At 35.0% G+C, this 25,760-nt stretch carries 22 protein-coding genes and 1 tRNA gene; 2 read left to right on the top strand and 21 right to left on the bottom strand.

Annotated elements, in window-relative coordinates; genetic code table 11:
• Positions 1-143: 143 nt before the first annotated feature.
• A complete protein-coding gene (locus tag CEY12_RS02855; protein ID WP_089026253.1) occupies positions 144-794 on the top strand; it encodes a hypothetical protein in 651 nt (216 codons plus the stop codon).
• A gap of 67 nt (positions 795-861) precedes the next feature.
• Here CEY12_RS02855 and CEY12_RS02850 read toward each other — a convergent pair whose 3' ends face one another.
• The 12 genes from CEY12_RS02850 to CEY12_RS02795 form a co-directional block, all read right to left on the bottom strand.
• Positions 862-1,236 (bottom strand): membrane lipoprotein lipid attachment site-containing protein, encoded by a 375-nt coding sequence (locus tag CEY12_RS02850; protein ID WP_089026252.1) that lies wholly within the window; start codon positions 1,234-1,236, stop codon positions 862-864.
• A gap of 26 nt (positions 1,237-1,262) precedes the next feature.
• Positions 1,263-1,336, bottom strand: a tRNA-Ala gene (locus CEY12_RS02845).
• Positions 1,337-1,902: 566 nt separating this feature from the next.
• On the bottom strand, positions 1,903-2,382 hold the full coding sequence (locus tag CEY12_RS02840; protein WP_089026251.1) for a MarR family winged helix-turn-helix transcriptional regulator: 480 nt from the start codon (positions 2,380-2,382) through the stop codon (positions 1,903-1,905).
• Positions 2,379-2,876: a GNAT family N-acetyltransferase gene (locus tag CEY12_RS02835; protein ID WP_089026250.1), complete on the bottom strand. Its 498-nt coding sequence runs from the start codon at positions 2,874-2,876 to the stop codon at positions 2,379-2,381. The genes CEY12_RS02840 and CEY12_RS02835 overlap by 4 nt, the downstream gene beginning before the upstream one ends.
• Before the next feature lie 145 nt (positions 2,877-3,021).
• Positions 3,022-4,437, bottom strand: a complete 1,416-nt coding sequence (locus tag CEY12_RS02830; RefSeq protein ID WP_089026249.1) for a TolC family protein — start codon at positions 4,435-4,437, stop codon at positions 3,022-3,024.
• Positions 4,438-4,514: 77 nt separating this feature from the next.
• Complete coding sequence (locus CEY12_RS02825) at positions 4,515-7,661, bottom strand: efflux RND transporter permease subunit (RefSeq protein ID WP_089026248.1); 3,147 nt, start codon at positions 7,659-7,661, stop codon at positions 4,515-4,517.
• Positions 7,661-8,845 (bottom strand): efflux RND transporter periplasmic adaptor subunit, encoded by a 1,185-nt coding sequence (locus tag CEY12_RS02820; protein ID WP_089026247.1) that lies wholly within the window; start codon positions 8,843-8,845, stop codon positions 7,661-7,663. Before CEY12_RS02820 ends, CEY12_RS02825 begins: the two co-directional genes overlap by 1 nt.
• 1 nt (position 8,846) lies before the next feature.
• Entirely contained in the window at positions 8,847-9,302 is a 456-nt protein-coding gene (locus CEY12_RS02815; protein ID WP_089026246.1) for a transcriptional regulator, read from the bottom strand.
• Between the two features lie 116 nt (positions 9,303-9,418).
• On the bottom strand, positions 9,419-9,931 hold the full coding sequence (locus CEY12_RS02810) for a GNAT family N-acetyltransferase (RefSeq protein ID WP_089026245.1): 513 nt from the start codon (positions 9,929-9,931) through the stop codon (positions 9,419-9,421).
• 154 nt (positions 9,932-10,085) lie between these two features.
• The gene (locus tag CEY12_RS02805) at positions 10,086-10,316 is read right to left on the bottom strand and encodes a DUF2007 domain-containing protein (RefSeq protein WP_089026244.1); all 231 of its coding nucleotides are present in this window, start codon (positions 10,314-10,316) and stop codon (positions 10,086-10,088) included.
• Positions 10,317-10,378: 62 nt separating this feature from the next.
• The gene (gene lat, locus CEY12_RS02800; protein WP_089026243.1) at positions 10,379-11,704 is read right to left on the bottom strand and encodes an L-lysine 6-transaminase; all 1,326 of its coding nucleotides are present in this window, start codon (positions 11,702-11,704) and stop codon (positions 10,379-10,381) included.
• 101 nt (positions 11,705-11,805) lie between these two features.
• The gene (locus tag CEY12_RS02795; protein ID WP_089026242.1) at positions 11,806-13,356 is read right to left on the bottom strand and encodes an aldehyde dehydrogenase family protein; all 1,551 of its coding nucleotides are present in this window, start codon (positions 13,354-13,356) and stop codon (positions 11,806-11,808) included.
• Positions 13,357-13,489: 133 nt separating this feature from the next.
• Here CEY12_RS02795 and CEY12_RS02790 point away from each other — a divergent pair, with 133 nt between their 5' ends.
• Positions 13,490-13,684, top strand: a complete 195-nt coding sequence (locus CEY12_RS02790; protein ID WP_089026241.1) for a hypothetical protein — start codon at positions 13,490-13,492, stop codon at positions 13,682-13,684.
• A gap of 102 nt (positions 13,685-13,786) precedes the next feature.
• On the opposite strand, the gene CEY12_RS02785 is transcribed toward CEY12_RS02790, so the two are convergent.
• The 9 genes from CEY12_RS02785 to CEY12_RS22720 all read right to left on the bottom strand — a co-directional run bounded on the left by CEY12_RS02785 (position 13,787) and on the right by CEY12_RS22720 (position 25,438).
• Positions 13,787-14,956, bottom strand: a complete 1,170-nt coding sequence (locus tag CEY12_RS02785; RefSeq protein WP_157676746.1) for a hypothetical protein — start codon at positions 14,954-14,956, stop codon at positions 13,787-13,789.
• Positions 14,957-15,208: 252 nt separating this feature from the next.
• Positions 15,209-15,403, bottom strand: a complete 195-nt coding sequence (locus CEY12_RS02780) for an Arc family DNA binding domain-containing protein (RefSeq protein ID WP_089026239.1) — start codon at positions 15,401-15,403, stop codon at positions 15,209-15,211.
• A 76-nt stretch (positions 15,404-15,479) separates the two neighbouring features.
• Positions 15,480-16,346: an SPFH domain-containing protein gene (locus CEY12_RS02775; RefSeq protein ID WP_089026238.1), complete on the bottom strand. Its 867-nt coding sequence runs from the start codon at positions 16,344-16,346 to the stop codon at positions 15,480-15,482.
• Positions 16,347-16,498: 152 nt separating this feature from the next.
• A complete protein-coding gene (gene ccsA, locus CEY12_RS02770; protein WP_089026237.1) occupies positions 16,499-19,768 on the bottom strand; it encodes a cytochrome c biogenesis protein CcsA in 3,270 nt (1,089 codons plus the stop codon).
• A 196-nt stretch (positions 19,769-19,964) separates the two neighbouring features.
• Positions 19,965-20,546 carry a Crp/Fnr family transcriptional regulator gene (locus CEY12_RS02765; protein ID WP_089026236.1) on the bottom strand — a complete coding sequence of 194 codons (582 nt, stop codon included), beginning with the start codon at positions 20,544-20,546 and terminating at the stop codon, positions 19,965-19,967.
• A 71-nt stretch (positions 20,547-20,617) separates the two neighbouring features.
• Positions 20,618-21,265, bottom strand: a complete 648-nt coding sequence (locus CEY12_RS02760) for a cysteine hydrolase family protein (RefSeq protein WP_089029763.1) — start codon at positions 21,263-21,265, stop codon at positions 20,618-20,620.
• Between the two features lie 212 nt (positions 21,266-21,477).
• Positions 21,478-21,978 (bottom strand): hypothetical protein, encoded by a 501-nt coding sequence (locus CEY12_RS02755; RefSeq protein ID WP_089026235.1) that lies wholly within the window; start codon positions 21,976-21,978, stop codon positions 21,478-21,480.
• Between the two features lie 14 nt (positions 21,979-21,992).
• Positions 21,993-25,052 carry a hypothetical protein gene (locus CEY12_RS02750; protein ID WP_157676745.1) on the bottom strand — a complete coding sequence of 1,020 codons (3,060 nt, stop codon included), beginning with the start codon at positions 25,050-25,052 and terminating at the stop codon, positions 21,993-21,995.
• Positions 25,053-25,306: 254 nt separating this feature from the next.
• Entirely contained in the window at positions 25,307-25,438 is a 132-nt protein-coding gene (locus CEY12_RS22720) for a hypothetical protein (protein WP_262484914.1), read from the bottom strand.
• Positions 25,439-25,760: the final 322 nt, after the last annotated feature.

Raw genomic sequence — 25,760 nt, 5'->3', positions numbered from 1 at the left:
TTTTTACCGATGTATGTAATTATCAACAAATATACATTTTATATTTTAATTATATATAATCTATACTACAACTATATTATAAAGTTATGTTAAAATTTTGTATTTCATTAATTATCATTATATTTGGATCTAATTTCATTCAAATGGCCACATATGAAAGCTTAATTAAAATAACAGGATCTGTTGGTGATCTTGTTTTTTACACGCTGAACGGAAAAAATGTCGTTCGGAAAAAAAGTGGATTTAATAAAACTGCTTTCAAAAAGAGTCCTACTTATGAAAAAGTAAGGCAGAACAGTTCAGAGTTCGGACACTGTTCTAAAGTGGGTAAAACGATTCGTCTAGCTCTTGATCCTTATATAAAGGCGGCTGAAGATCCTCTACTCTATCAAAGTTTCGCAAAACTGATGACAGAAATAAAAGACCTTGATCAGATCTCAGTGAGAGGAAAGCGTAATGTAAAGAATGGGATCTCCTTAGAACATGGTAAGGAGATGCTTAGAAGGTTTCAATTTGGACAAATTCCAAATGTAGAAAATGATTTTTCAGTTACTTTCGGGCTTTGGGAAAATAACCTTTTGGTTAATAAAAATCTGGAGGGTAATGAAATTATTATTCTAACTATAAAAGTAGATACTGAAATGTATTCCGCTGAAAAATTTGAAGAGACCACTTCCTTACAACAACAGATGGGAGGTATTAAGTTTGAGAAACATTTTTCGGATAACGACCTTCTTATTTATTTTGTCGTGTTGAAAAATGGGGAAACGATCTTAAAAATGGGATTTGTATAACAAACTAAACTATCAATAAAAAAGGCGACCCTATTGGTCGCCTTTTTTATATAGTAAGTAATTTAATTTACTTTTTATCTTTTTCCCCGGTCCATGATCCGGATCTGGTAGGAGTAGGAACCGCATTAGTCCAGCTTCCACTTCCCTTTTTATCAGTACCCAGGTTTCCTCTAAAATCTCCATCTGATGGTAATCCCACGGAAGCGTTTAGTTCCCCTGATTCATTAAGGCGACCTGTGATCTTATAATTCTCATTATTTACATCAGAATGCATTGTTCCATTAACAGTTCCGTCACTTGCAACTACCACATTCCAAACTCCTTTGTCACTTCCATCATAAGTTCCGGACCATGTTCCGATATAATCATAGATTGTATCATCATCTGAACTACATCCTATAAGCGCAAAAGTTGCTAATAAAAGAAAAAAAAGTTTCTTCATAGTTTTAATAGTTTTACAGGTATAAGTGGAGAATACGGGGATCGAACCCGTCACCTTTAGACTGCCAGTCTAACGCTCTAGCCAGATGAGCTAATTCCCCTATTTATTGACTTCTATTTTCTGAAGCGGTACAAAAGTAAGTATTTATCGCACATATACAAATAGTTTGTTGAATTTTATTTAATAAGATTCGCAATTAACTGGATAATAGTTACAAATTTTATTATTTTTTAGTTGATAACCAATTCAAATTGTATTTTTTTTAGCACAGTTGTATTATATATGACAAAAAAATCTCCGGCATGTGCCAGAGATTTATCTTAAATAATATATAAAAAATGATGTGGTGTGCGTTGCTTTTTTATATAATCAATCGTAAGGAAAATCTTACTATTTATCGTATTTAAAGCATACTTTGCGTGTGTGTTTCTGTTATCTACAAATACTGTACCCTAGAAAGAAAATTCTTTAATAAAATTTTAAGTTTTTTTTCAACTCATGCAGTATCAACAAATTAAATTTACAATGTCAATGGCCTAAAATATGGATGGTATTGCCAATTAATAGCCAAAAAAAGAAAATGAGGGTAAATGACAAAAAAATCCCAGCTGATGTGAGATTGATGATTATTTCAAAAAGTAGATCGTAATTGTTACCTCCAAAGTATTATTTTGTATTTTTCAATTGCAATGCACGCTGTAAAAATGATTGATTGGCTAATTTCTCTTCGGCTTCATCAATCGCTTTCAGTAAATGATTCTCATTATCTGCAATCTCTCCTAATACGGTCGATATAAGTTCCCAAACCGGCTTCATTTTCTCGATAAGTTCAAGACCTTTGGGAGCAAGCTCAATCAGGCGCTTCCTTTCGTCCTGCTTGTCCTTTTTGGAGATAATCATTTTCTGCTTTTCAAGTTCTTTAAGCAAGCTTATGGTAGAAGGATGTGTATACCCGATTTCATTGGCAATTTCTACTACACTAAGTACATGTTTATGATGCAGCGTGAATATAACGGGAAACCATTTAGGCTCAAAGTCAATATCGAAAGCTTTATAAATTAAAGCTCCATCTTTACGGAGTTGCTCACTAAGTCTTTGTAATCTCGTGGATATGGCAAGGATACCTGATTCGTTGATAACATTCATGAAGTTGGGTTTAAATTTAAAACATAGAATACATTGTCAGCACTCATTAAAGGAAATTTAGATGGCAGCTTTTCTTTCTCAATTTTTTGAAATTGATTACGCTCATAGAAACGCATTGCTGCATTCAGAACGGAAACTGTACCCAACATAATTTCGTTAATTCCAGTTTTCCGGCAATACGAGATAAGCACCTCCAGTAATTTTTGTGCAATCTGATGTTCCTTTCCTCTGAATTCTTTTTTAACAAACATTTTTCGGATAGCTGCTGCCTTTTCGTCAAATTTAACCAAAGCAATCGTTCCGACCAACTCATCATTGATGAAGGCTCCCCAAAAGTCTCCACCTCCTTCCCTATAAAAACTTTCAATCTTCAAAAGATCTGGCTGATCTTCAATGGTGATGGGAATATTAAACTCTTTCTGCTGAATATTCAAAATCAAATCTATTACCTGATCTGAATACGTATTACCAATAGGCCGAATTTCTAATGTCATAACTTTTATTTAATGTACAAAACTACGTAGTTAACTACATATATGCAAATCTATTTATACTATCGATACTACTTGTTCTATCTATTAATAAAAAAAGACGCATGTAAAATTTACATACGCCTCATATCTTTGGTCTATATTATACTTATTTCCAGCCTCCTCCGAGAGCCTGATATAAATCTACACTTGCCTTCATCTTATTGTACTGAGCATTTGAAATGTTCAATTCAGCATTCAATGAGTTGACGCTTGCATTCAATACTTCAAGATAATTGGCCATACCATAGTTAACCAATTCCTGAGAGAAATCTACTGATTTCTTGTAAGCATCCAGTTCTTTTCTCTTTAAATCAATAAAAGAATCCTGAACACTATAAACACGGATGGCATCTGAAACTTCTTTACCAGCTGTAAGCACCGTTTTTCTAAAGTTCAAATAAGCAGTTTCCTGATTCGCCAAACTTACATCGTAGTTTGTTTTGATCGTTCTTCTATTTAAGATCGGTTGTGCCAAACCTGTAACAACATTCGCAAATAGTGAATTGACACTGAATAAATGGTCAATATCTACCGATTGAACTCCACCTGTTCCCGTTAATTTTAGGGTAGGATAAAACTGTGCTTTTGCAGAATTTGTCAATTCAAAAGCGTTCATCAGGTTATATTCAGCACGCATTACATCAGGACGGTTGGCCAGCAACTGTGCAGGATATCCAAGCTTTATGTCGGTCGGAAGATTTTGATTTTCCAATGTTGATCTTTCAATAGCATGAGATGGCTCACCCATTAGTAGGCTCATTGTATTTTCAAGAGATTGGATCTGAGTGTCAATATCAATAAGCAATGATTTTGCATTAAAAACAAGTGCTTCACTTTGCTGAACGGCAACTTCAGTAACAGTTCCCGCTACTTTTAAAGCTTTTGTTGTTTCTAAATTCTTTTCACGTACATCGATTGTCTCCTGGATAATTCTTTTCTGTGAATCAAATGTCAGCAACTGATAATAAGCAGAAGCCACAGAAGCAACCAGGCTGCTCTTTACTGCTTTATGAGCAGCAACAGTTCCTAAATAAGTAGCTAACTGGGCTTTCTCCTGAGCTTTCAGTTTACCCCAGATATCAGCTTCCCAACCGATGCTTGCCGTAATATCAAATTGATTGACATAACGTCTTTCTCCAATGATCTGACCAAACTGTGTATTGATAGACTGTGTCTGAAACGTATAGTTAGGTCCTATGGATACTGTCGGCTGATATGCTGCCTTACTTTGCTTTAAATAAGCTTCGGCTGATGCAATACTCTGCAAAGCAATTCTGATATCTAAATTATTCTCTAAAGCTTTTGAGATATGTCCCTGTAATATAGGATCCGTGAAAATTTCTTTCCAGGAAATGTTGGCAATATTTGCACTATCCTTAGGAAGCATATCCGTACGGAAAAGCTTTTCGTCGACAACGTTCTTCGGTCTTTCATAATCTTTTCTTGCCATACAAGATGAAATGGCAGCCAGTATGAAAACTGAAAAAGTTACTCCTTTTATGATGTTTAATAAACTTTTCATTTTAAAATTGGAAGTTAGAAATCAGAGGTTAGAAGCTAGATTTACAATTTTAACTTCTAACTCTCTGATCTTTATTTTTATTCAGCTAAATTGATGTCTTCTCTCTTAATAGGTTTGATCTTTTCCTGCAGTGTTTCGAAAATCACATACAATACCGGAATTACAATAAGTCCCAATACAGTTCCTATTAATAACCCGATTGCTGCACCTGTCGCAATAGATCTGTTACCTACTGCTCCAATTCCACTTGCAAGTACCAATGGCAATAAACCAAAGATAAAGGCAAATGAGGTCATCAGGATAGGTCTTAATCTTGCTTTTGCAGCATTGATCGCAGACATTACTATAGTTTCACCATGATGTCTTCTCTGGACCGCAAATTCAACGATCAGGATGGCATTTTTCGCCAACAATCCGACCAACATGATCAAGGCAATCTGGAAATAGATATTGTTTTCCAAGCCCATAATCTTCTGTCCGAAATAAGCTCCCATTACCCCTAGTGGAAGTGAGATCACAACAATTAACGGAAGAATATAACTTTCGTATTGTGCAGAAAGGATAAAGTAAACGAAGATCAAACTTAATCCGAAGATCAACAGTGTTTGAGATCCTGAGTTTAATTCCTCTCTTGTTAATCCGGTAAACTCAACATCATAATTCTGATTCAGCGTTTCTTTCGCTACCTGCTGTACTGCAGTAATAGCATCCCCGGAACTGTATCCCTGGGAATTACCACCGGTAATTTTTACTGATGTAAATAGGTTATAACGACTTACAGACTGTGGTCCGTATGTTTTGTCTAAGGTTACAAATTGTGAAATAGGAGACATTATACCTGAACCTGTTTTTACATAGAGGTCATTTAAGTTATCTATGTTCTTTCTGTTTTCAGGAAGAGCCTGAACCATTACCCTAAACTGTTTCCCATATTTCGTAAAGTCAGCGGTATAAATACCTCCGATATACCCTTGCATTGTACTCAAGATATCACTTACAGAAACTCCCAATTGCTTAGCCAGAGGAACATTAATTTCCATCTGATACTGCGGATATTTTGTATTGAACGAAGTCTGTGCAAATTCTATTTCAGGTCTTTCAACAAGCTTACCAATAAACTCATTTGTTTTGTCGTCAAGTGCTGTATATTCACCTCCGGATTTATCCAGTAATACCATCTCAAACCCGGCACTGTTACCAAAACCTGGTACACTTGGAGGCTGGAAGAATACCACTTTAGCATCCGGTACTTTCCCTGAAATACCAAATAGCTTTTTCGTAATATCTTCAGATGTTAAATTGTCTTTTTTCCTTTCGTCGAAAGGTTTTAATTTAATAAAGGCAAGACCATTGTTACTTCCGTTTCCTGACAAGAAACCTCTACCTGTAGAAATGGTAACGTTCTGTACTCCCGGAATTTTCATTGCGTTAGCCTGTAGTGTTTTCAATGCATTATATGTTCTTTCCATAGAAGATCCAGGAGGAAGCTGTACATCGGTAAAGATAATTCCACGGTCTTCAGTAGGAACGAACCCTTTTTTCATCGTTGAACTTGCCCAGAATAAAATTCCTCCGGTAACGGCAAAGATGATCAGGGTAACCCATTTATGTCTTAATAAGAAAACAAACCCTCTTCCGTAACGTTCAGTAGTTGTTCTGAAAGCAATATTGAATTTGTAGAAAAACTTGTTAAGGATATTCATGTTTTTATATTCCTTATGATGCTCAGAATGAGGCTTAAGGAATAATGAACATAAAACAGGACTTAACGTTAATGCATTGATCGCAGAAATGATGATTGCTACAATAAGCGTAATACCAAACTGCTGATAGAATACCCCTGTAGGACCAGTAATAAAAGTTACCGGAATAAATACAGATGCCATTACCAATGTAATTGAAATAATCGCTCCTGTAATCTCATCCATAGCTTCTACAGTAGCCTTTTTAGCATCGGAAATACCATGCTCCATTTTGGCGTGAACGGCCTCGACGACGACAATAGCATCATCCACCACAATACCGATGGCAAGTACTAATGCGAATAAGGTTAAAAGGTTGAGTGAGTATCCAAATAAATTCAGGAAGAAGAATGCTCCTACAATCGATACCGGAACCGCAATGGCCGGAATCAAAGTAGATCTGAAATCCTGTAAGAAAATATATACCACAATAAATACCAGGATAAATGCTTCGATTAAGGTATGAACAACCTTATCAATAGAGGCATCTAAGAATTCATTGGTATCAAAGTTAAAAGTATATTTTATCCCTTTAGGAAAACTTCCTTCTGATGCCTTTAAATAAGCTTTAATATTTTTAATAATGTCCTGAGCGTTAGAACCTGGTGTCTGGAAGAATCCCATACTGATAGAAGGATTGTTTCCATTCTCCCCGATTCCTGTATAAGATTGTCCAGCTAGTTCAACTTTAGCAACATCTTTCAGCATCAAATTCTGTCCGTCTTTCAGGGACTTGATAATGATGTTGTCGTATTGAGATTTTTCGTTGAACTTCCCTACATATTTAATGATGTATTCAAAAGAACTACCGCTGTTTTGTCCGATAGACCCAGCTGCTGCTTCTCTACTCTGCTCATTAATAGCTCCTGTAACGTCATCCGGTGTTACTCCGTAAGCTGCCATTTTCGCAGGATCCAACCATACTCTCATCGAATAGTTTTTCCCACCAAAAACCTGAGCATCCCCAACACCGTTAATCCTTTTAATGTTAGGAATAATATTAATATTCAGGAAGTTTTGAAGGTATACGTCATCAAGATCCTTATTTTCAGAATAGAAAGACATATACATCAAAGCACTGGTCTGCTGTTTCTGAGTAACAACCCCTGAACGGGTTACTTCACTTGGAAGTAATGGAGTTGCTCTCGTTACACGGTTCTGCACGTTTACGGCTGCAATATCAGGATCAATTCCTTGTTTAAAGAAAACCTGAATATTGGCAGAACCGTCATTTCCTGCAGAAGAAGTGATATAATCCATTCCTTCTACCCCGTTGATCTGTTCTTCCAAAGGAACAACTACACTTTTCATTACTGTCTCCGCATTGGCTCCCGTATAGTTTGCTGTAACACTTACTGTTGGGGGCGCAATATCCGGATATTGGGTGACAGGCAATGAAATAAGGCCTAAAACACCGAGTATAACAATTAATATTGATATAACAGTGGATAAAACCGGTCTGTTAATAAAGTTTTTTATCATTAGAATTTCGGTTTTATAGATTGAACCAGGCTATCCATTTTTATAGGTTTTGGTTTTACAGGAGTTCCGGATTTCAATCCACCGATACCCGCTGCAACTATAGTTTCACCTTTATTTATTCCTGATTTTAATAACGCCATGTTATCAATTCTGTCAATTACATTCACTACTACATTCTTAGCAGTATCCTTTTCAACTTTATATACATAAACAATTCCTTGTTGTTCGTATGTTGCACTTTCAGGAACTACTAAAACATTATCATATGCTTTCGGTAATCTTATTGTTCCACTGTTCCCATTGCTTAATAATTTTTGAGCGTTTGAGAATGCTACTCGGAACTGAATGGTTCCTGTCGTAGGATCAATTTGCCCTGTAATAGCTTCGATTTTTCCTTTTTCAGGATAGATACTTCCATTAGCCAATTGTAAATCAACCATTGGAAGATTTTTAATTTTCTCCGGCATGGTAGCTCCTACAGATTTTTCCAAGAAGTTGAAGTACTCTTTTTCGTTCATTGAGAAGTAAGCAAATACCTGAGAAGTATCCGAAATCGTCGTTAATGGAGTCTGATCCGTTGGTCCCACCAAGCTCCCTACTTTTAAAGGAAGTTTTCCGACAACCCCAGAGATTGGGGCACGAATAATAGAATATTCAATATTCGCTTCTACTCCTTTATAATTAGCTGTTGCCTGATGTTTTGAGGCAACTGCCTGTTGTAACTGAGCTTGAGCTTGGGCTAAATTAGCCTGTGCTGTTTGAAGCTGAACGTTACTGATGATATTCTTTGCTACAAGAGGTTTCAATTTGTTCACTTCTACCTGTGCGGCATTTACCGAAGCCTGTGCTGCTGCAATGGTAGATTCGGCAGCGCCGATTCCTGCTTTTGCTGCAGCTGCATTTTCAGTCAATATGTTGGTTTCCAAACGGAATAAAGGCTGTCCCTTTGTCACATATTGTCCTTCATCTACTAAAAGCTGAGTAATATACCCTTGAATTTTAGCTCTCACATCATTGTTCACTCTACCCTGGATACTGGCTGGAAATGTTTGATATCCGATGATATTTTTTTGTTCTACCGAAATCACTGGATAAGGCTTTGCACCATCCTGTTTCGGAGCTTCTTTTTTGCAGGCTGTTAATGAAAGAGCTGCAACAGAAAGTATGATTAGTTTATTTGTCATTTTAAAGTTTATTAAGAGATTCTTGAATATTTGAAATATTTTTGTTTAACAGCGCCTTATAAATGGTAAGCTTTTCTTTGTATTGTTCATCGTGTACTTTTCTAAAGTTATTTAAATCGTCTAATAATTTTAATTCATCCTGTAGTCTTTGGACTATTTTTTTAAATCTTATCTTTATGTGCTCATCATTGATAAAGAAATACCTCTTCCTCTCATCCATCTTATTATGATCAATAATAAGCTGTGAGTTTAGCAATAATGAAATACTGGTGGAAACGGAACTTTTACTGGCTGAAAGCACTTCTACAAATTCGTCAAAAGTAATTCCTACTTTATCAAAATCGAAAATAAGATAAGCATAGATTTTTGAAGCTAATGGTGGTATATTCAGGTTTGTACCATAGAATTTTACGGCATCCTGAAAAATTTTTTCATCAACTTCTATACTTTTATGCATAATATACAAATTTGAGCAAAAGTATAAATTAGTTCAGAACTAAACGAACAAACCCAATAGAGTTTATAAATATATAGCGTTTTAAAAATTCAATGAAAAAGGATTTAACTTTTTACTCAAATTATAATCTTCTCAAAGGCTTTGCGGACACCTCCTGCCAGTACTACTTCACCGCAATAGGAATATCCTTGCTTTTCAAGAATTTTTAACATCGCAATATTATCATAATTAGTGTCTACTTTTACACTTTGCACTCCCTGAGATTTTGTATATTCTTCAATATAATCAAATAGCTTTTTTACCAGACCCTGCCCTGCAAAATCTTCAGAAACAGCTACCCGATGGACAACGACAAACTCTCCGTCACTTAACCAGGCACCTTCAATGGTACTATAAGCAGGTTCATCATTGAATATTAAAGCGACATACACAGCAACAACATTATCTATGGTAAGGACAAAACCAAAACCTTTGGCGATATCACTTTCTACGGTATCAGCATTAGGATATCCATTCTGCCATTGCGTACTTCCATCTGCTCTTCTCCGTTCAATAGCCTGTTGAATAATTTCCCAGATAATATTTCTGTCTTTAATTTCGGCCTTTCTGAACTTAATTTGCTGCGTCATATGTCTTTAATTATTGAAAAGAATTAAAAGATGGAAATTAGTATTATTTTAAATCTTTTATATTTCTTTAGCATTAAATTTAAATAAAAAAACCGAAAACTAATTAAATTAATTTTCGGTTTGAAGTAGTAAAATTTAAAATTATGAAATTGTTTTATTGGTTTGCACTTTGTTGTATAAAAGTGTCAATAATTTCAAATGCTTTTTTCTCATCCTCTAAATCCACCATAACTTTTAACGATGTTGCCGTTGGTGTTGTTGTAAAAGTGAGATAATTATTTTCAACCGTATTTGTGATTTGGGCGTCGTCTAATTTAGACTTGATCAATTGAATTTCTGAAGGATTATCACTTTCAAAAACTGATACTCGCGTACTTCTTTCCATATTTTATCCTTTTTGAATATCTAAATATAGTAAGATTTTTCCTAAATCACAAATCCGCGGTTTTAAATTTTGTTAATATTATTTTCAATTTTGTCTAAAGCCAATTGAATTTCTTCTCTTGAAACATTCAAGTGTGGTCTAAAACGAACAGATTGATCACCACATGACAAAATGATCAAGCCATCTTTGAAAAGCTCGTTGATCAGCTGATTTCTTTGTTCTCCAGAAGGCAAGTCTATTGCACACATTAATCCTCTTCCTCTTGCATTGGAAATTTTTTCAGGATATTTCTGAGCTAATTTTTGAAGACCTTCTAAGAGATATTCGCCAACGATTTTAGCGTTTTCAACAAGGTTCTCTTTTTCGATAACTTCCATTACCAATTGGAAACGAAGCATATCAATAAAATTCCCTCCAAACGTAGAATTGATTCTTGAACTCTCTCTGAATACATTGTTTGGAATCTCGTCAAATTTTTCTTTGTTTGCTAAAACCCCACAAACCTGTGCTTTTTTACCAAAAGAAATAATGTCCGGCTTTGCTGTGAAATGCTGGAAAGCCCACATTTCCCCTGTAATTCCGATTCCTGTTTGTACTTCATCAAAAATTAGTAAGATTTCATTTTGATCACAGATCTTTCTTAATTCCACAAAAAACTCATCTCTGAAATGATTATCACCTCCTTCAGCCTGAATTGGCTCAATAATGATACAAGCTACTTTATCAGGATTAGAAATAATAGCTTCTTCAATATGTATTAATGCTAATTTTTCGTTTTTGATCGTTTCTGCTAAATTGTCTTCCGTAATTGGGAAAGTCAGTTTAGGATTAAGAATCCTTGGCCATTCAAACATTGGGAAATACTGATATTTTCTAGGATCAGAAGTGTTGGTTAAGCTTAAAGTATAACCACTTCTTCCGTGGAACGCCTGTCTGAAATGAATACACATTCCTGCTTCTACCTGAAGACCTTTTTCAAAATTCTTACGGGTTTTCCAGTCAAAACATGCTTTCATTGCATTTTCAACTCCTAAACTTCCTCCTTCAATAAAGAAAGCCAATTGTAATTCTTCTGGAATAACTACTCTTTCAAAGACTTCTAAAAAATGAGCATACTCTTCTGAATATACGTCAGCCAGCGTTGGTTTGTTTACAGCCATTTTCCCCAACCAGTCTGATTTACCAACCAGGTAAGGGTGATTGTATCCGATAGATGCTGAACCGAACATCGAAAACATGTCTAAAAATTCTTTATCAGTAAGTCTGTCATACAACCATGAACCATGAGACTTTTCGATGTCCATTACGAAATCGAAACCATCTGCAAGTACATGTCTTCCTACTGTTTCTTTAACTTTATTTGCTTTTATATCAATTGTTTGTTCCATAATATTTTTGATGTGATTTAAAAATTGAATGATTAAAAGATTTAAGCATTCATGGATATTAATTTTTCAATTCTTAAATCTTTAAATGATTTAAATGTTTTTTAGATATCAAACTTGATTCCCTGTGCCAATGGAAGGCTTGTGGTATAGTTGATTGTATTTGTTTGTCTTCTCATATAGTATTTCCACACATCTGAGCCAGACTCTCTACCCCCACCGGTTTCTTTTTCACCACCGAAAGCACCACCGATCTCAGCTCCTGAAGTTCCAATATTTACGTTTGCAATTCCACAGTCTGAACCGGAATGAGAAAGGAATAACTCTGCTTCTCTTAAGTTTTGAGTCATAATTGCTGAAGATAATCCCTGAGGAACATCATTCTGGATAGCAATAGCTTCATCAAGCGTTTTGTATTTTATTAAGTATAAAATCGGAGCAAAAGTTTCGTGCTGTACAATTTCATACGAATTTTTCACTTCAGCGATACATGGTTTTACATAACATCCGGATTCATATTCTTTACCACTTAAAACACCTCCTTCAACAATGAATTTACCTCCTTCTTTTTTACATTTTTTGATTGATTCTTCATATTGAGTAACAGCTCCGGTATCAATTAGCGGTCCAACGTGGTTATTCTCATCTAAAGGATTTCCTATTTTCAACTGACCGTAAGCTTTAACCAATCTGTTCTTCACTTCATCATAAACGCTTTCATGAATGATCAATCTTCTCGTTGATGTACATCTTTGTCCGGCAGTTCCTACAGCTCCAAATACAGCTCCAATGATCGACATGTCAAGATCAGCATCTTTAGAGATAATGATGGCATTATTTCCACCTAATTCAAGGATCGATTTACCAAATCTTTCAGCAACTTTCGTAGAAACTAATCTTCCTACTCTCGTAGAACCTGTAAAAGAAATAAGAGATACACGTTTATCTTCTACTAATTTCTGTCCGATCTCATGATCTGAAACCATAACACTTGAAATTCCTTCGGAAAGGTTATTTTCTTTAAGCACTTCTACTAAAATGTTCTGACAAGCAATTGCACAGAAAGGTGTTTTTTCAGAAGGTTTCCAAATCGTTACATTTCCACAGATCCATGATAAAGCAGTATTCCATGCCCAAACTGCAACCGGGAAGTTAAATGCAGTGATAATTCCTACAATCCCTAGTGGGTGATATTGTTCGTACATTCTGTGACCTGGTCTTTCAGAATGCATTGTATATCCATGAAGTTGTCTTGATAATCCAACAGCAAAGTCACAGATATCGATCATCTCCTGAACTTCACCAAGACCTTCTTGAAGGGATTTTCCCATTTCATAAGAAACAAGTTTCCCTAAATCATCTTTATATTCTCTTAGTTTTAGACCTAGTTGTCTCACAATTTCCCCTCTTTTTGGTGCAGGGATCATTCTGAATTCCTGAAATGCCTTTTGAGCAGATTGAATTACCTTTTCATAATCAGCTTCATTAGAAGTTTTTATTTTAGCAATTAATTTTCCATCAACAGGAGAATAACTTTCAATTACCTTTCCTGATGCAAAGTATTTTCCTCCTACAGAAGTTCCTTTGTTATCCTCTTTAATACCTAGATTTTTAAGGGATTTCTCGATACCGAAATCCTTGACTTTTTTAGACATAAAATATTCCTTTTCGTTTTCTCTAAAGATAAAAATATTATGCGAAACGCAAAATTTTAATTTTCGTTATCTTTTTATTTGGACTAATTATAAACATGGTTATCTTTGTAGAATCAATATTTTAATTTCAGAAATGGAAAATAATAAACCAGTAAACGAACCGGTAAAAGAAAATACTTCAAAGTGGAGACAATGGGTGAAGCGTTTTGGGATCGGAGGAATTATATTCTTTACCGTAAAAGGTATTATCACTTCCACGCTTATCTATTTCCTCGGGAAAAATTTCTGGAGTGTTATCAGCACTTATTTTACCACTTTATTTGACTAAAACAAAATTAGTATTTACAATAAAAAATAAAGCAGAGAAATTTTCTCTGCTTTATTTTTTATAATGTTTAGCTAGAACCCGGAAACTTAATCCAATCAGCACTTATTCTATAGATTTTTCAAACTTGTTGGCTATGGTATATGTTTTATCTTTTACTATTATATCATAACTTCCTTTATCCAAAATAAGATATCCAGAGTCCTTTTCAGTCTGCAATTCTATCATATCCGCTGGAACACCTTTATTGTCAGACTCTCCTTTTCTGTAGGCAAAAATTAAAGATGGATAGCTTTTAATTTTCGATTTTGGTACTTCATAAAGCTTTCGACCTTCACTAAGCATCCAACTAGGTCTTCCTTTAATAGATGTTGTAATTGGATGTACAATTTTTATATCAGTAAAAGGTTCCTTTGGATCTCCTTTGGATTCCATATTATTTTCGTCCAATAAAACAACAGGATACTTCCCTTTTATAATTCGTAATAATGGACTATTAAGTTCGGTATTACTTTTTTCAGAAAACTCTGTTTGGTCAATGGTAAAGGGGTTGATCTTTGTTAAGTCTGAAAGTCTTCCGGCCATAGTTTTTTCCCAATGCGGGTCTTTCCCTTCATACGCGTGCCCATATCCACAGTAAATAAAATATTTTCCCTTTTTATTTTCCTGCATAAATTTATAGATGTTATCAGCTTGTTTTATCTCTCTCTCTTTTCCGTTTTCTCCTTGTATTGCTTCATATTTAAATATAGTAAAGCCTAGATCCAAAGCTGTTTTTATAAAACTACCAAATTGTGGCTCTGAGGTGTAAAAACCACTTTGCGTTGTGGGAAATTTTCTAACATTTATTGAATCATCACCAATAGCCTCCAAACCTAAATAACGGTAACCATTTTCATAAAGTCCTTTTAACAGAGACGTTGCAAATGTTCGATGACTTGAATAATGGTGTGCTTCATTAAGAATCACTATTTCATTTTTTTTTGATTGATCTAAAATATAATCTTTAGCATTTACAAGTTTATGCTTTACTAATTTCAAACTGTCATCCTTAGATATTTTTTTTCTTTTCCGACCAAGTTTATCCCAGGTTTGCAAACCCTTAAAATAATAGTTTGAAACGGAATATTTCATTGCTCCTAATTGATATTTGTAATCATTTCCGTTTTTATCATTATTGATTTCATTTTCAATATCATTTGAAAATTTATATTGCTCCTGGGCAAAAGTTTTTGTTGAAAATATCACTATGAATAAGAAAAATGCTTTTTTCACCATGTTGCTTTCTGTATTAGAATAAAATAGGTCTTGTTATTTTTAAGCTGTTTATCAGTCTAAGATAGTATTTTTATACGTCTGCAAGATTTATATTTTACAATTTAGACATATGTATTCTTTACCCTATTTTACTTTCTGTAGACCGATGCTTTTTTTCAGTGCGAGAAAATCAAAGATTTTCAAACTTTCAACTTTCAACTTTCCATTTTCAATTCTCTTTTCCGCATTTTAGCCCTTTTGCCCATTAAACTATTCTTTTTTCTTTCTCCCCGACTCAATAAGGTTCTGATGAAGCAAATACTCAATTTGTCCATTTACACTTCTGAACTCATCATTCGCCCATTTTTCAAGAAGTTTGTAAGTAGATTCTTCGATCCTTATCACAAAGGATTTTTTGCCTTTTGGAGTGTTTTCGGAAGAATTTTGAGATTTTTGAGGTTTCATTTTCTATTTTTAAAAATTTCAAACAGGGACTTTTCATTTAATTTCAAAGTCTCATTATTTAAAAAAGTCAGGAATTTTAATTATATAAAGTTCCCGCATTCAAAATTGGCTGCGCTGCTTTTTCACCACAAAGGACCACCATAAGATTGCTTACCATTGCAGCTTTTCTCTCATCATCCAGTTCAACGATGTTTTCTTCAGACAATTTTTTCAATGCCAGATCAACCATTCCTACTGCACCTTCTACAATTTTGGTTCTTGCCGCTACGATAGCAGTAGCCTGCTGTCTCTGAAGCATGGCTCCTGCAATTTCTGAGGCATAAGCCAGGTGCGATATTCTTGCTTCCTGAATCACAATTCCTGCTTTTGAAAGACGGTCTGTTAATTCCTGTTCTAAGATCGAATTGATCTTATCTCCTCCTTCTCTTAAAGTAATCGGTGCATGATCATCTTCAAGATTATCATAAGGGAAGCTCATTGCTAAATGGCGTACAGCTGCTTCACTTTGCATTCTTACAAAATCAGAATAGCGCTCAACATCAAAAGCAGCTCTATAGGTGTCTCCTACCTTCCACACAATAACGACTGCGATCTCAATAGGATTACCCATCTTGTCATTTACTTTCAAAGTTTGTCCTTGCAGGTTTTCAGAACGAAGTGATATTTTTTGTGATGAATATAATGGATTGATAAAGAACAATCCGTTATCCTTTACTGTTCCTACATATTTTCCGAAGAAATTCAATACTCTTGAGTGATTTGGCTGAATGATCATCAGTCCTTTCAGAAAGAAACAAGAGATAAGAAAGCACAACATGGCTAAAACAACATAGGTAATACTCTGGTCTACTCCGCTTACAAAAAAATAAACAGCAGCTGCAAACAACACAAGACAAATAACCAGTGTTATGTAGCCGGACATGGGTTTTAAGATTTTTTCCATATAAATTTAAATTTTAAAATGATATTATTTTGATATCATAAAGCTATGAATAAGTTTTGAATTATTAGTTATAAGTTTTGAGTTTTTACTGTCAAATAAAAAAATCCCGGAAATATAATTTCCGGGATTTCAATTTATGTTAAAATAAAACTTTATTTCTTGTTCAATATTTTAAACTTATAGAAAGAAGCTGCTGCCAATAATATCATCGCTGAAAGTCCTATATAAACCCAAGCCGGAACCGGAACAGGATCTCCTGCAGCATAAGAGTGAAGTCCTGTTAAATAATAATTAACTCCAAAATACGTCATTACCATTGAGCAGAAGGCAAACATCGTTGCTACATGGAAAGCCCATTTGCTTCTCAATCCAGGAACCAATCTCATGTGTAATACAAAAGCGTACACCATAATAGAGATAAAGGCCCATGTTTCTTTTGGATCCCAGCTCCAATATCTACCCCATGATTCATTTGCCCAGATTCCTCCTAAAAAGTTTCCAACTGTTAAAGCAAACAACCCGATAGTAAGAGACATTTCTGAAACAATCACTAATTCTTTCAAAGTGGTATCGTGATGAGTTTTATAAGTCTTTTTACTTGAAATAATATAAAACACGAGTGATATCACCGCTATGATCATAGATAGAGCGAAGAACCCGTAACTTGAAGTAATAATAGCTACGTGAACAATCAACCAATATGATTTTAAAACAGGTACCAATGGTGTAATCTGTGGATCAAGTGCAGATCCACCGTGAGCAAATCCCATCATAATAACTGCTACCATAAATCCGGCTGCAGGAATCAGTGCATTGGCATTTCTATATAATAATAATCCGGCAGAAATACCCACCCAAGAGATAAAGATAATAGCCTCATATCCGTTACTCCAAGGAGCGTGACCTGAAATATACCATCTTGCAACTAATCCAAGGAAGTGAAAGATATATCCTACTAAACCTAATACAATAATCACCTTGATGATCTTGTTTAACATTTTATTTGGCTTGAATAACTCAACAAAACCTAAAATCAGTAATAAACCTCCGATTATTGTATAGAAAATTAATAATTTAAAGTTTAAGTTCACTTTATTCATGAAGACCTCAAGATCAACTTTAGATTGAGAAGGAACAACACTTTTACCCCATTTTTGCTGGTATTCTGAAAGTCTTGCCAATTGAGTATCTGCTTTTCTCCAGTCTCCTGATTTCTGAGCCGCTAAAGCTTCAGCAAAATAAGGTCCCATTACCTGTTGAGATTCCATATCCGGTTCGAATTTTTGGTCTAACCAAGAATGCCAAGTATGGTTGGGATCATTTTTCACAGGAACAATTCTCATAAACTGTCCACTAAAAAACTCATTGAAGATCTGAACTCTTTCATTTACGGAAATAACTTCTTTATCATAATTCGTTTGTTCAGATGGTTTTTTACGGAAAGCAATGTTATAATCGTGTTCCAGAATATAGGTAAGATTTCCGTTTGCATCTGCAGGGAAAAGATTCATTAATGAAGTATACCCTTCATCATCTGCTTTTGTCTTATTTTTTAGTTCATCTCCTCCTTTGGTACCTACTTTAATAATAGGAACCATTGTCCAGCTTGGCGTATCTGTATTTACAGAAAGAAACCACTGATTAGCTGTAAGGGATTTTCCATCCGTTCCTTTGAACTCATCTTTCTTATATAGTTTTCTTAATACATCCAGAGCTTCTGTATTGATCGGAACAATTCTTCCTTCAAAATTCTGAACTAAAAGATATCCAAATTTATCTGCATGTTCTGCGCTTATTTTGTTTCTGGCAATGATTTCATCAGCAGAAATTAATCTCATTTTAGAAAACGGAGCTGCCAGAGAATTTTGTTTTTGTGGAGCAGTTTCTGTCGGTCCCATTTGAGAGGGCTGTGCATGAGTGTGGTCATCCCCTTCTACATGAATATGTTCCCTGCTTCCGTCAGTAGTTCCGTGAGTTTCAATTTTTTGAGCATTTAACCCTAAACTTAATAGTAATAAAACAATGGTTGCTGCTCTTTTCTTGTTAACATCAGTCAACATTTTATTTAATTTCCAAAAGTGAGTCCCTTTCCAGAAGAAAATCACAAATAGTCCTCCAAATAAAAGGGTATATCCAATATAAGAAACCAATGTTCCCCAGAAGTCATGATTTACAGATAATACTGTACCCATCCTATCCGGATCAAAACTTGCCTGGAAGAAACGGTATCCACCATGATTAAGAACGTGGTTCATATAGATTTTATAAGGAATTTGTTTACCTCCATCGATGATTTTCACATGACTCTCATAAGCACTTGGTGAAGAACTTCCAGGATAAGTTTCCATGATGAAGTCGTCCAGTTTTAATGCAAAAGGAGTATTGTATACTTTAGGACCAAAGCCAGCCATAATATTCAGGCCATCCATGGTGATTTGCTTATAGGCATTTGGATTTCCTTTTTCTACAGACAGTTCAACCAATTGTTTAGTTTTAGGGCCTTGTATTTCTATTTTCAACATATCAGGAACAGCCTGATCTTTCTTTCTGTCCCCTTCGATAGCTAATAATTTTCCTTTTCTTAACCCTTCAGGAACAACCAGTTTTAAATCATTAATACTGTATAAGCTTCTTAACGCTAATGGTTGAAATTCATCTTTCTTCGTATTTCCGGTCGCTTGAGTTGCCATCGTCATATAGGTTGCATCAACCGGAGTTTTAACGAATAGCTTTCCTCCCTCATTTTTAAATTCTACAGCCCCCTCAATAGCCCTGTTAAAAGTAACAAGAGTTCCGTTGATTGATTTTGTTTCTCCCGGTTTGATGTAGATGTTCTGTCTTCCGGTCTGCCCTGTTGAAACCAGATGCAAATATTCAGCACCATTGGGATCAGCCACCAGACTGTCTTTTTTTCTTTGAATATATTCTTTGGCAAAAATCTTTACTTCCTTTCCATGGAAATCGTAAGTTGCGCTGAAATCCTTATGTAAAGGGGACATCAGATAAGGAATATCCTGATAGTTCAAAACATCTCCTTTTTCTTCGATCTGAATTTTAAAGAAGTTTTTATCAGTGACAATTTCGTTGGAAGTTTCACCTTCTCTGATATGCATTGTCCCTTCAAAGCTTACATATCTTGTAATTGCACCCCCAATAAAGATAAAAACAAAAGCGAGGTGAAAAACTAAAACGGGCCACTTCTCTCTTTTCCAAAGTCTATATCTTCCGATATTTCCGATAAAATTTAAGATCAGCAACACCATGATCAGTTCAAACCACCATGCTTCATAAATTAATGCCTTTGCTGTAGGGGTTCCATAATCGTTTTCGAGAAACGTTGCATAAGCCATAGAGAATGCAAACACCAGCAGCAACACAGCCATTGTTCTGGTTGAAATAAGAATATCTTGGATCTTCTTCATGATTTATTTTACTTGACATGCAAAAATAAGCATGATTAAGTAAAAGGTCGATAAAAAAAGATGTTTTTTATCATTTTAAAGCCTATATTAGTTATTTTGAATTATTCTTAATAAGCCGGGAAATATTGAAGAAAATTTAAAACCAAAAACCTCAATAATAAGAATGAAAAATAGCTATATATATCATTGAGCTCATCTATTTCCCAAGTGTCATTTTCTTTCTTATTTTGCTTAAGAATTCATGAGTTATTCCCAGATAAGAAGCAACCTGCTGTTGGGTAAGCCTCTGTTCCAATCCCGGATATTTTTCAAGAAATTCAAGATACCGTTTATCTGCTGTTTTACCCGTTAATGAAAGAATTCGTCTCTGTAAAGCGATGGATGATCTTTGATTCATCATTCTAAAAAGCTTTTCTACCCAAAGTATCGTTTTGTAGAGATGCTCTTTATCTTCTTTTGAAATCATCAATACCTCACTATCTTCAAGTGCTTCAATATTCAATATACTCGGAACATTATTAACGAGGCTATCTATATCTGTAATCCACCATCCTTCTACTGCAAAGTATAAAGTTTGCTCCCAGCCTTTTTCATTCAGATAATATACTTTAAAGCAACCGTTCAAAACAAAGCCTTCAAAAAGACAATAACTTCCTTCTTTTAGAACAAGATCATTTTTCTGAAACCGGCATAATTTAAACAATTCGGTGAATTGTCTAAATTCATCAGTAGAAATATCAACATGTCTGTTGATGTTTTGGTAAAGCAGATCAAACACTATTTAAATTTTAACAATATAAAGATACCAATATTAGTATTGGTATCCTTACACTGACTATGATATTGAAATTATTTTCTGTTTAAAAACTCACTGGTATTTATGACCGCAGCATATAAATTTCCTAAGGCAGATATTCCTGCTAAGAATGATCCTTGGATTTCCACTGCACTGATCACCTTTCCGTTCAGTTCCCGATCTCTTGTCGCTGTGGCATCTCCGATAATTGTATTTTTAAAGCCTAAATCAAAAGCGGCCCTTGTTGTTGATTCTACACATACATCTGTCATCATTCCGGTAATAACTAGGTTTCTAATGTTTTTAGTTTTTAAATATTCTAATAGTTCCGTTTCTCTGAAACTATTAGGAAAATGCTTAACAATTATTTTTTCATCACTTTTTGGAAATACCAGATTATTAATTTCTGCTCCTTGGGTATCGGGAAGAAAAAAATCAGCCCCTTCATTCACTGCAATATGTTTGATATGAACAACAGGAAGCTTATTTCTCCTGAAATACTCTATTATTTGTTTTGCATTGTTTCCTGCCGGCTCTGCTCCTTGCAATATCATTTTTCCTCCGGGAAAATAATCGTTTTGTATGTCAATGATTAATAATGCGGTGTTTTCCATTGTTTTATAATTTTGTTGTGCGTTTGTAAATAAAGTTGCTATAAAAGTCAGACATATAGCCAAAGTGTTTTTGTAAGTGTTTTTCATTTTCTGTAAAAATTTATAGTACAAAATTAAAGCACCCTCAATTGCTGACATTTGAACTAGTTCAAAAAATGAAATCGAGTTCAGTTTATTTTTTCTTTCAGGTTAAAAAAAAACGATCCAAAGCCAGGTAATGATAAAGGATAGGGGCATAAATTATCCAATACTCAAAACCGGCTTTTAGATCGCCTTCTTTGGTTTTTATTAAAGCTATTTTATTTCCAATAGCTCCATTTCAGTCCATCAAATACTGCCAGAGTTTTACTGGTAGTATCATAGCATATCATTCCTGGATAAGGACTTTTTACAGAAGTATGCGGGGTTGCTATTTTAGGCAATATCAATGATTTATTAGTAGACTCCAGAACCAATACCCCTGGGGCATCAGTACTGGAAGCTCCCATAATTATTCTGTTGGGCCCCGGCAATTCAGGGTTTGTATTAAAAGTAACATTACTGATTGATCCGGGATCACTCAACTGAACCCAATCGGACCCGGTGTGCATTTTTAAAATCTTATCATTCTTGTCCATCAAAAGAGTTCCTCCTACAGCGTTATTGGGAAGAGTCTCTACAATAGGTAACAGAATTCCATTGGTGGTATTGGCGGCAAAATCTAAAAGACCATCACCATCAGCCATTTCTTTATTTATTGCTATTTGTGCGTGCACTGATCCCATGCAGGACAATGCTATTATCATTATTATTGATTTCATATTTGTATTTTTTATTAATCATTACAGCTTCTGGATATACATTTCCAGGACGTACCATTGTACAGTTTAAAACATTTATCTGCAGTATCGAAAATCAACATTCCTTCCACAGGCCGGACAATCTTATCTGAAGTTGTTCTGGTAATGACGAAACCTTTATCTTTAGATTCCAATGCTATAAATCCATTGGGCACAGTTGCAGGCCAGTTTGTTTGTAAATTAGTATGTCCACTTATTCCTATTCTTGTGATATCATTTGGTGTTCCTGTTGCAGGATCTTTGGTACATACACCTCCGTCTCCACAGAAAGGTAAAATCAATAGATTTGAAGAGATTGTAGAACTTTCACTACAAGGGCTCTCAGGATCTATTTCAACAATAAACTGACTCGCAATCTCTGAGTTATTATTAGTAGTGTATGAATCTTGTAAATCCACTACCATATCAATAGTACTGATGCCCACTGGTATATTAACATCATATAAATGAAATATTGTTGATCCGATAGGATCCACAGCAGGGGTCCCAGTAATTCCGTTAAGGGTGTAACTGTCTATTGTCTGACCGTCTTCCAGGTTTTCTTCTAAATTAGCTCCTGTAATAGCTGCTCCCGAGTTGTTTTCTACTGTTAATGTATAGGTTACTTTCTTATTATTTGTCCCACATGATGCATTGACTGTTTTTTTCAATTTGAATTTTGAAACATCTACTCCCTGTCCTTCTAAAACTTCCAAAGGAGAAGTCTGATAACCCGGCACTGATGCATCTCCATCACTTTTATAGGCATTTCCACTGTCCAGGACGGTAAAATCAGCTTGTGTCTCGTAAGTATTAGCAATGTTATTAGAGGATTTCACATTAATATAAAGTGTATGCTCTCCTGGAGGAACAACCAGATTATTTAATGTAAATGCCTGCCCTCCGTAGGTTGGCTGTGGATTTCCAGGCAATTCCACATCGTTATAGCTATCCGGAATATAATGTAGTCCTGCAGGAAGATTATTTACAATATTAATTGTTTTATCAGATGAATTACTATTAACAATTTTCATGATCATTGTAGTTTCATTACAAGAATAAACAGGATTCGTGGTAAAGGATTGATACACGTGCATATTATCGGCCGATGGTTCAGGATTTGCGGCACATTCAATAGCCATGTCTCCCCACGTAAGAGACCTCAGGGTTCTTCTGGCATTTACTCTGTTTACTCTACATTCAATTTCAATTTTTTGTACAGGGCGGTCAAATACAATATTAGCAGTAGAATACAGATAGGTAAAACCTCTAAATGGTCGTATACCTGTAAGTAAATTTGCATCAATCTTAAACGTTGTTCTATTGTTTACAGGATAAGCATAGGTAACTTTAGGATACACAACTTTGCCGTCACAATATCCTTTTACTGTAAATAAATTACCGTTTCGCAAATACGTATTAATATTGGATATCTGAAATCTGGCTTTTACCGATTGATTAAACTCAACAAAATGCCTTGCTACAGCATCCGTATTATCATATCTTCTTGTTCTTACCCAGGTCCCCCTGTATATACTAGGAAATACTCTTGGTCGATATTCCATAGAAGGGTTCTCTGTGTAATCAGAAACCATTCTTACCACTTTAAGAGGCCCCTGTGTTGTGTTCCCTAATAAAATATCAGAGATCATATTGGTATTTCTGCCAGACGCACCAGCTTGTCGCCAGGAGAATCCTGTTCTGAATTTAAAAGTTTTTCCACCTGTACACTGTACACAATTCCCCTCAGTTATCTCCCCTCCAAAAGTAATGTATTTGTTTTGGGGGAAATTATAATTAAATACAACTTTCCCATCATTATTAATTACTCCAGGAACAAGAACTAAATTCGTCTGAAAATTTGCATCATCTGCAACCATCATAAAAATATTCGTATTTATCGCATAGGTGGAGAGGTCTGCCTGAAGCCAGACGGAACCGCTATCATTGGTTCTCTCTACCTGCCACACCCTTTGAATTCTCTTTCGTTCACCGGTAGGGTTCACTGCCGCAGGAACATTAGTAAGACTCGTTGTTGTAGCGTTATTATCTCCAAACATCAGGAAAGTTTTATCTACTGTAAAAGACCTTCTGTTTCTGGTAGAATTTGCAGAAGTAAAATCATTGTCCGTTGCAACTGTAAGAATTGCCCCGTTATTAATACTATTTGATATCTTTTGATCCAATGCACTATTATCATCTTTAACCAAACCAAACACGTTGTTATTAAAACTTGAATTTCGTGAAGAGTTCCAAATTATCGAAGATCCATCGGATGCAATATAATTTTGAGGTTGAGACAAAGTAACACCATATTTAACCGCTAAATATGAACGTACCCTGTCTTTTTCTGGTTGTGTTAACTCACGCTGAAAACCGATCACTTCTCCTATATCAGCAGCAGCTACTTCACGTTGAGAACCAAGAATAGCACCACGGCTAAGCCTGCTTCTACTAGCTGATAAACGTTCGCTACCCCCTGAAGTATTTTGCCCATCTAACCCACCTCTTATAGTTCCTCCTACAGTATAAGAAAAATCAGCTAAATGAGTTTTATTCAGCGTTCTCCTTGATGTATAGGCTTTTGATGGGTAAAGTCTTACTGAGGTATCACTCTGGTTGTTATTTGTAATGACTGGTCTATTAGCTTGCCTAACTGCACTTCCTGTAGTAGTAGCTCCAAACCCCAGGTAATCGTGATAACCTCTAAGATTTTTGGCACTAACTGCTATCAATACGGTATTGGCTGTTATATTCGTATAAGGTCTGCCATCCGGAACCACCATAAATCTGCCATCAGAACGGGTACTACTTCCAAAATCAGCAAATGAATTGAAATTTTGTTTTGGAGATGCTGTAATTAAAGATGGTCGTCTGCTACCATTTGATTGCGTGAAATGATTACCCGAACCAGAGTGGTCCGTCCAGGAACTTGGTGAAAATCCGTCATTAGCTTTAAGCCAGATTCTTAAACCATTATTAACACCACCCGGTGATTGTCCCCATACCATGTAACAACATAGTACAGAGAAGATAAAAATAAATACTTTTTTCATTTTTGTGTAGTTTTAATTGTATGTATAATTAGATCATTTGAGTATCTTATAAAGTGCCCTTGTATATAGAATGAATGCGTTTAAGAAGTAATAAAACAGTAAAAAAAGTGCATACCATCCTATTGCTTTTATTGACGATAAAAACAATGTATTGCGCCTACAGTTCTAATCCCTATATACGCATGTAATAATCGAATAATCTTCTAAAAAATGGATTAGTTATTCAATAATCCTTTCTCTTTGAGATTTTGCTTTTAAGTGGTAATTAAACTTATTGACCCTGTTGTAAAGTAAGTTTTTAGTGTAATCAGAAATCTTTTTAGAAGACCCAGACCTAAAATAGGGTTGAGTTCTAATTTTTGGGAAATACTTGTGTTTGTTTTCATATTTGTGTGTTTAAAGTTCATTGATCAGCGATCACTGTTTATTGAAATAACGTCTAAACGTAAGTAGATTGCAATAATACAAAGAATTAATTAAACAGGATATGCATAAGATTTTAGCAATACAATGCAAGTACGGAAATTTATTAAATTTGAATTAGTGATCTCAATAAAAAATCAACTCATCACCTAAGGTAGCTTTATGTTTGTTCTATTTTAAGAAAGATTATAAATTTGTTGTAAGAAATATCCTTTTGTTTAACCTGAATTGATAAAACTCCCTGTTAAAAACATTTATTTACGATCACATAACAATCATTATTCT

The organism is Chryseobacterium sp. T16E-39 (assembly GCF_002216065.1).
In the GTDB taxonomy this organism is placed as follows: domain Bacteria; phylum Bacteroidota; class Bacteroidia; order Flavobacteriales; family Weeksellaceae; genus Chryseobacterium.
Note: the sequence above shows the minus strand (reverse complement) of the source record. Positions and strands in the feature narration are given on the sequence as shown.

What these genes read in the sequence shown, in the direction of transcription:
- CEY12_RS02855 (WP_089026253.1), top strand. Translation starts at nt 144, where the DNA reads ATGGCCACATATGAAAGCTTAATTAAAATAACAGGATCTGTTGGTGAT.
- CEY12_RS02850 (WP_089026252.1), bottom strand. Translation starts at nt 1,236, where the DNA reads ATGAAGAAACTTTTTTTTCTTTTATTAGCAACTTTTGCGCTTATAGGA.
- CEY12_RS02840 (WP_089026251.1), bottom strand. Translation starts at nt 2,382, where the DNA reads ATGAATGTTATCAACGAATCAGGTATCCTTGCCATATCCACGAGATTA.
- CEY12_RS02835 (WP_089026250.1), bottom strand. Translation starts at nt 2,876, where the DNA reads ATGACATTAGAAATTCGGCCTATTGGTAATACGTATTCAGATCAGGTA.
- CEY12_RS02830 (WP_089026249.1), bottom strand. Translation starts at nt 4,437, where the DNA reads ATGAAAAGTTTATTAAACATCATAAAAGGAGTAACTTTTTCAGTTTTC.
- CEY12_RS02825 (WP_089026248.1), bottom strand. Translation starts at nt 7,661, where the DNA reads ATGATAAAAAACTTTATTAACAGACCGGTTTTATCCACTGTTATATCA.
- CEY12_RS02820 (WP_089026247.1), bottom strand. Translation starts at nt 8,845, where the DNA reads ATGACAAATAAACTAATCATACTTTCTGTTGCAGCTCTTTCATTAACA.
- CEY12_RS02815 (WP_089026246.1), bottom strand. Translation starts at nt 9,302, where the DNA reads ATGCATAAAAGTATAGAAGTTGATGAAAAAATTTTTCAGGATGCCGTA.
- CEY12_RS02810 (WP_089026245.1), bottom strand. Translation starts at nt 9,931, where the DNA reads ATGACGCAGCAAATTAAGTTCAGAAAGGCCGAAATTAAAGACAGAAAT.
- CEY12_RS02805 (WP_089026244.1), bottom strand. Translation starts at nt 10,316, where the DNA reads ATGGAAAGAAGTACGCGAGTATCAGTTTTTGAAAGTGATAATCCTTCA.
- lat (WP_089026243.1), bottom strand. Translation starts at nt 11,704, where the DNA reads ATGGAACAAACAATTGATATAAAAGCAAATAAAGTTAAAGAAACAGTA.
- CEY12_RS02795 (WP_089026242.1), bottom strand. Translation starts at nt 13,356, where the DNA reads ATGTCTAAAAAAGTCAAGGATTTCGGTATCGAGAAATCCCTTAAAAAT.
- CEY12_RS02790 (WP_089026241.1), top strand. Translation starts at nt 13,490, where the DNA reads ATGGAAAATAATAAACCAGTAAACGAACCGGTAAAAGAAAATACTTCA.
- CEY12_RS02780 (WP_089026239.1), bottom strand. Translation starts at nt 15,403, where the DNA reads ATGAAACCTCAAAAATCTCAAAATTCTTCCGAAAACACTCCAAAAGGC.
- CEY12_RS02775 (WP_089026238.1), bottom strand. Translation starts at nt 16,346, where the DNA reads ATGGAAAAAATCTTAAAACCCATGTCCGGCTACATAACACTGGTTATT.
- ccsA (WP_089026237.1), bottom strand. Translation starts at nt 19,768, where the DNA reads ATGAAGAAGATCCAAGATATTCTTATTTCAACCAGAACAATGGCTGTG.
- CEY12_RS02760 (WP_089029763.1), bottom strand. Translation starts at nt 21,265, where the DNA reads ATGAAAAACACTTACAAAAACACTTTGGCTATATGTCTGACTTTTATA.
- CEY12_RS02755 (WP_089026235.1), bottom strand. Translation starts at nt 21,978, where the DNA reads ATGAAATCAATAATAATGATAATAGCATTGTCCTGCATGGGATCAGTG.
- CEY12_RS02750 (WP_157676745.1), bottom strand. Translation starts at nt 25,052, where the DNA reads ATGAAAAAAGTATTTATTTTTATCTTCTCTGTACTATGTTGTTACATG.
- CEY12_RS22720 (WP_262484914.1), bottom strand. Translation starts at nt 25,438, where the DNA reads ATGAAAACAAACACAAGTATTTCCCAAAAATTAGAACTCAACCCTATT.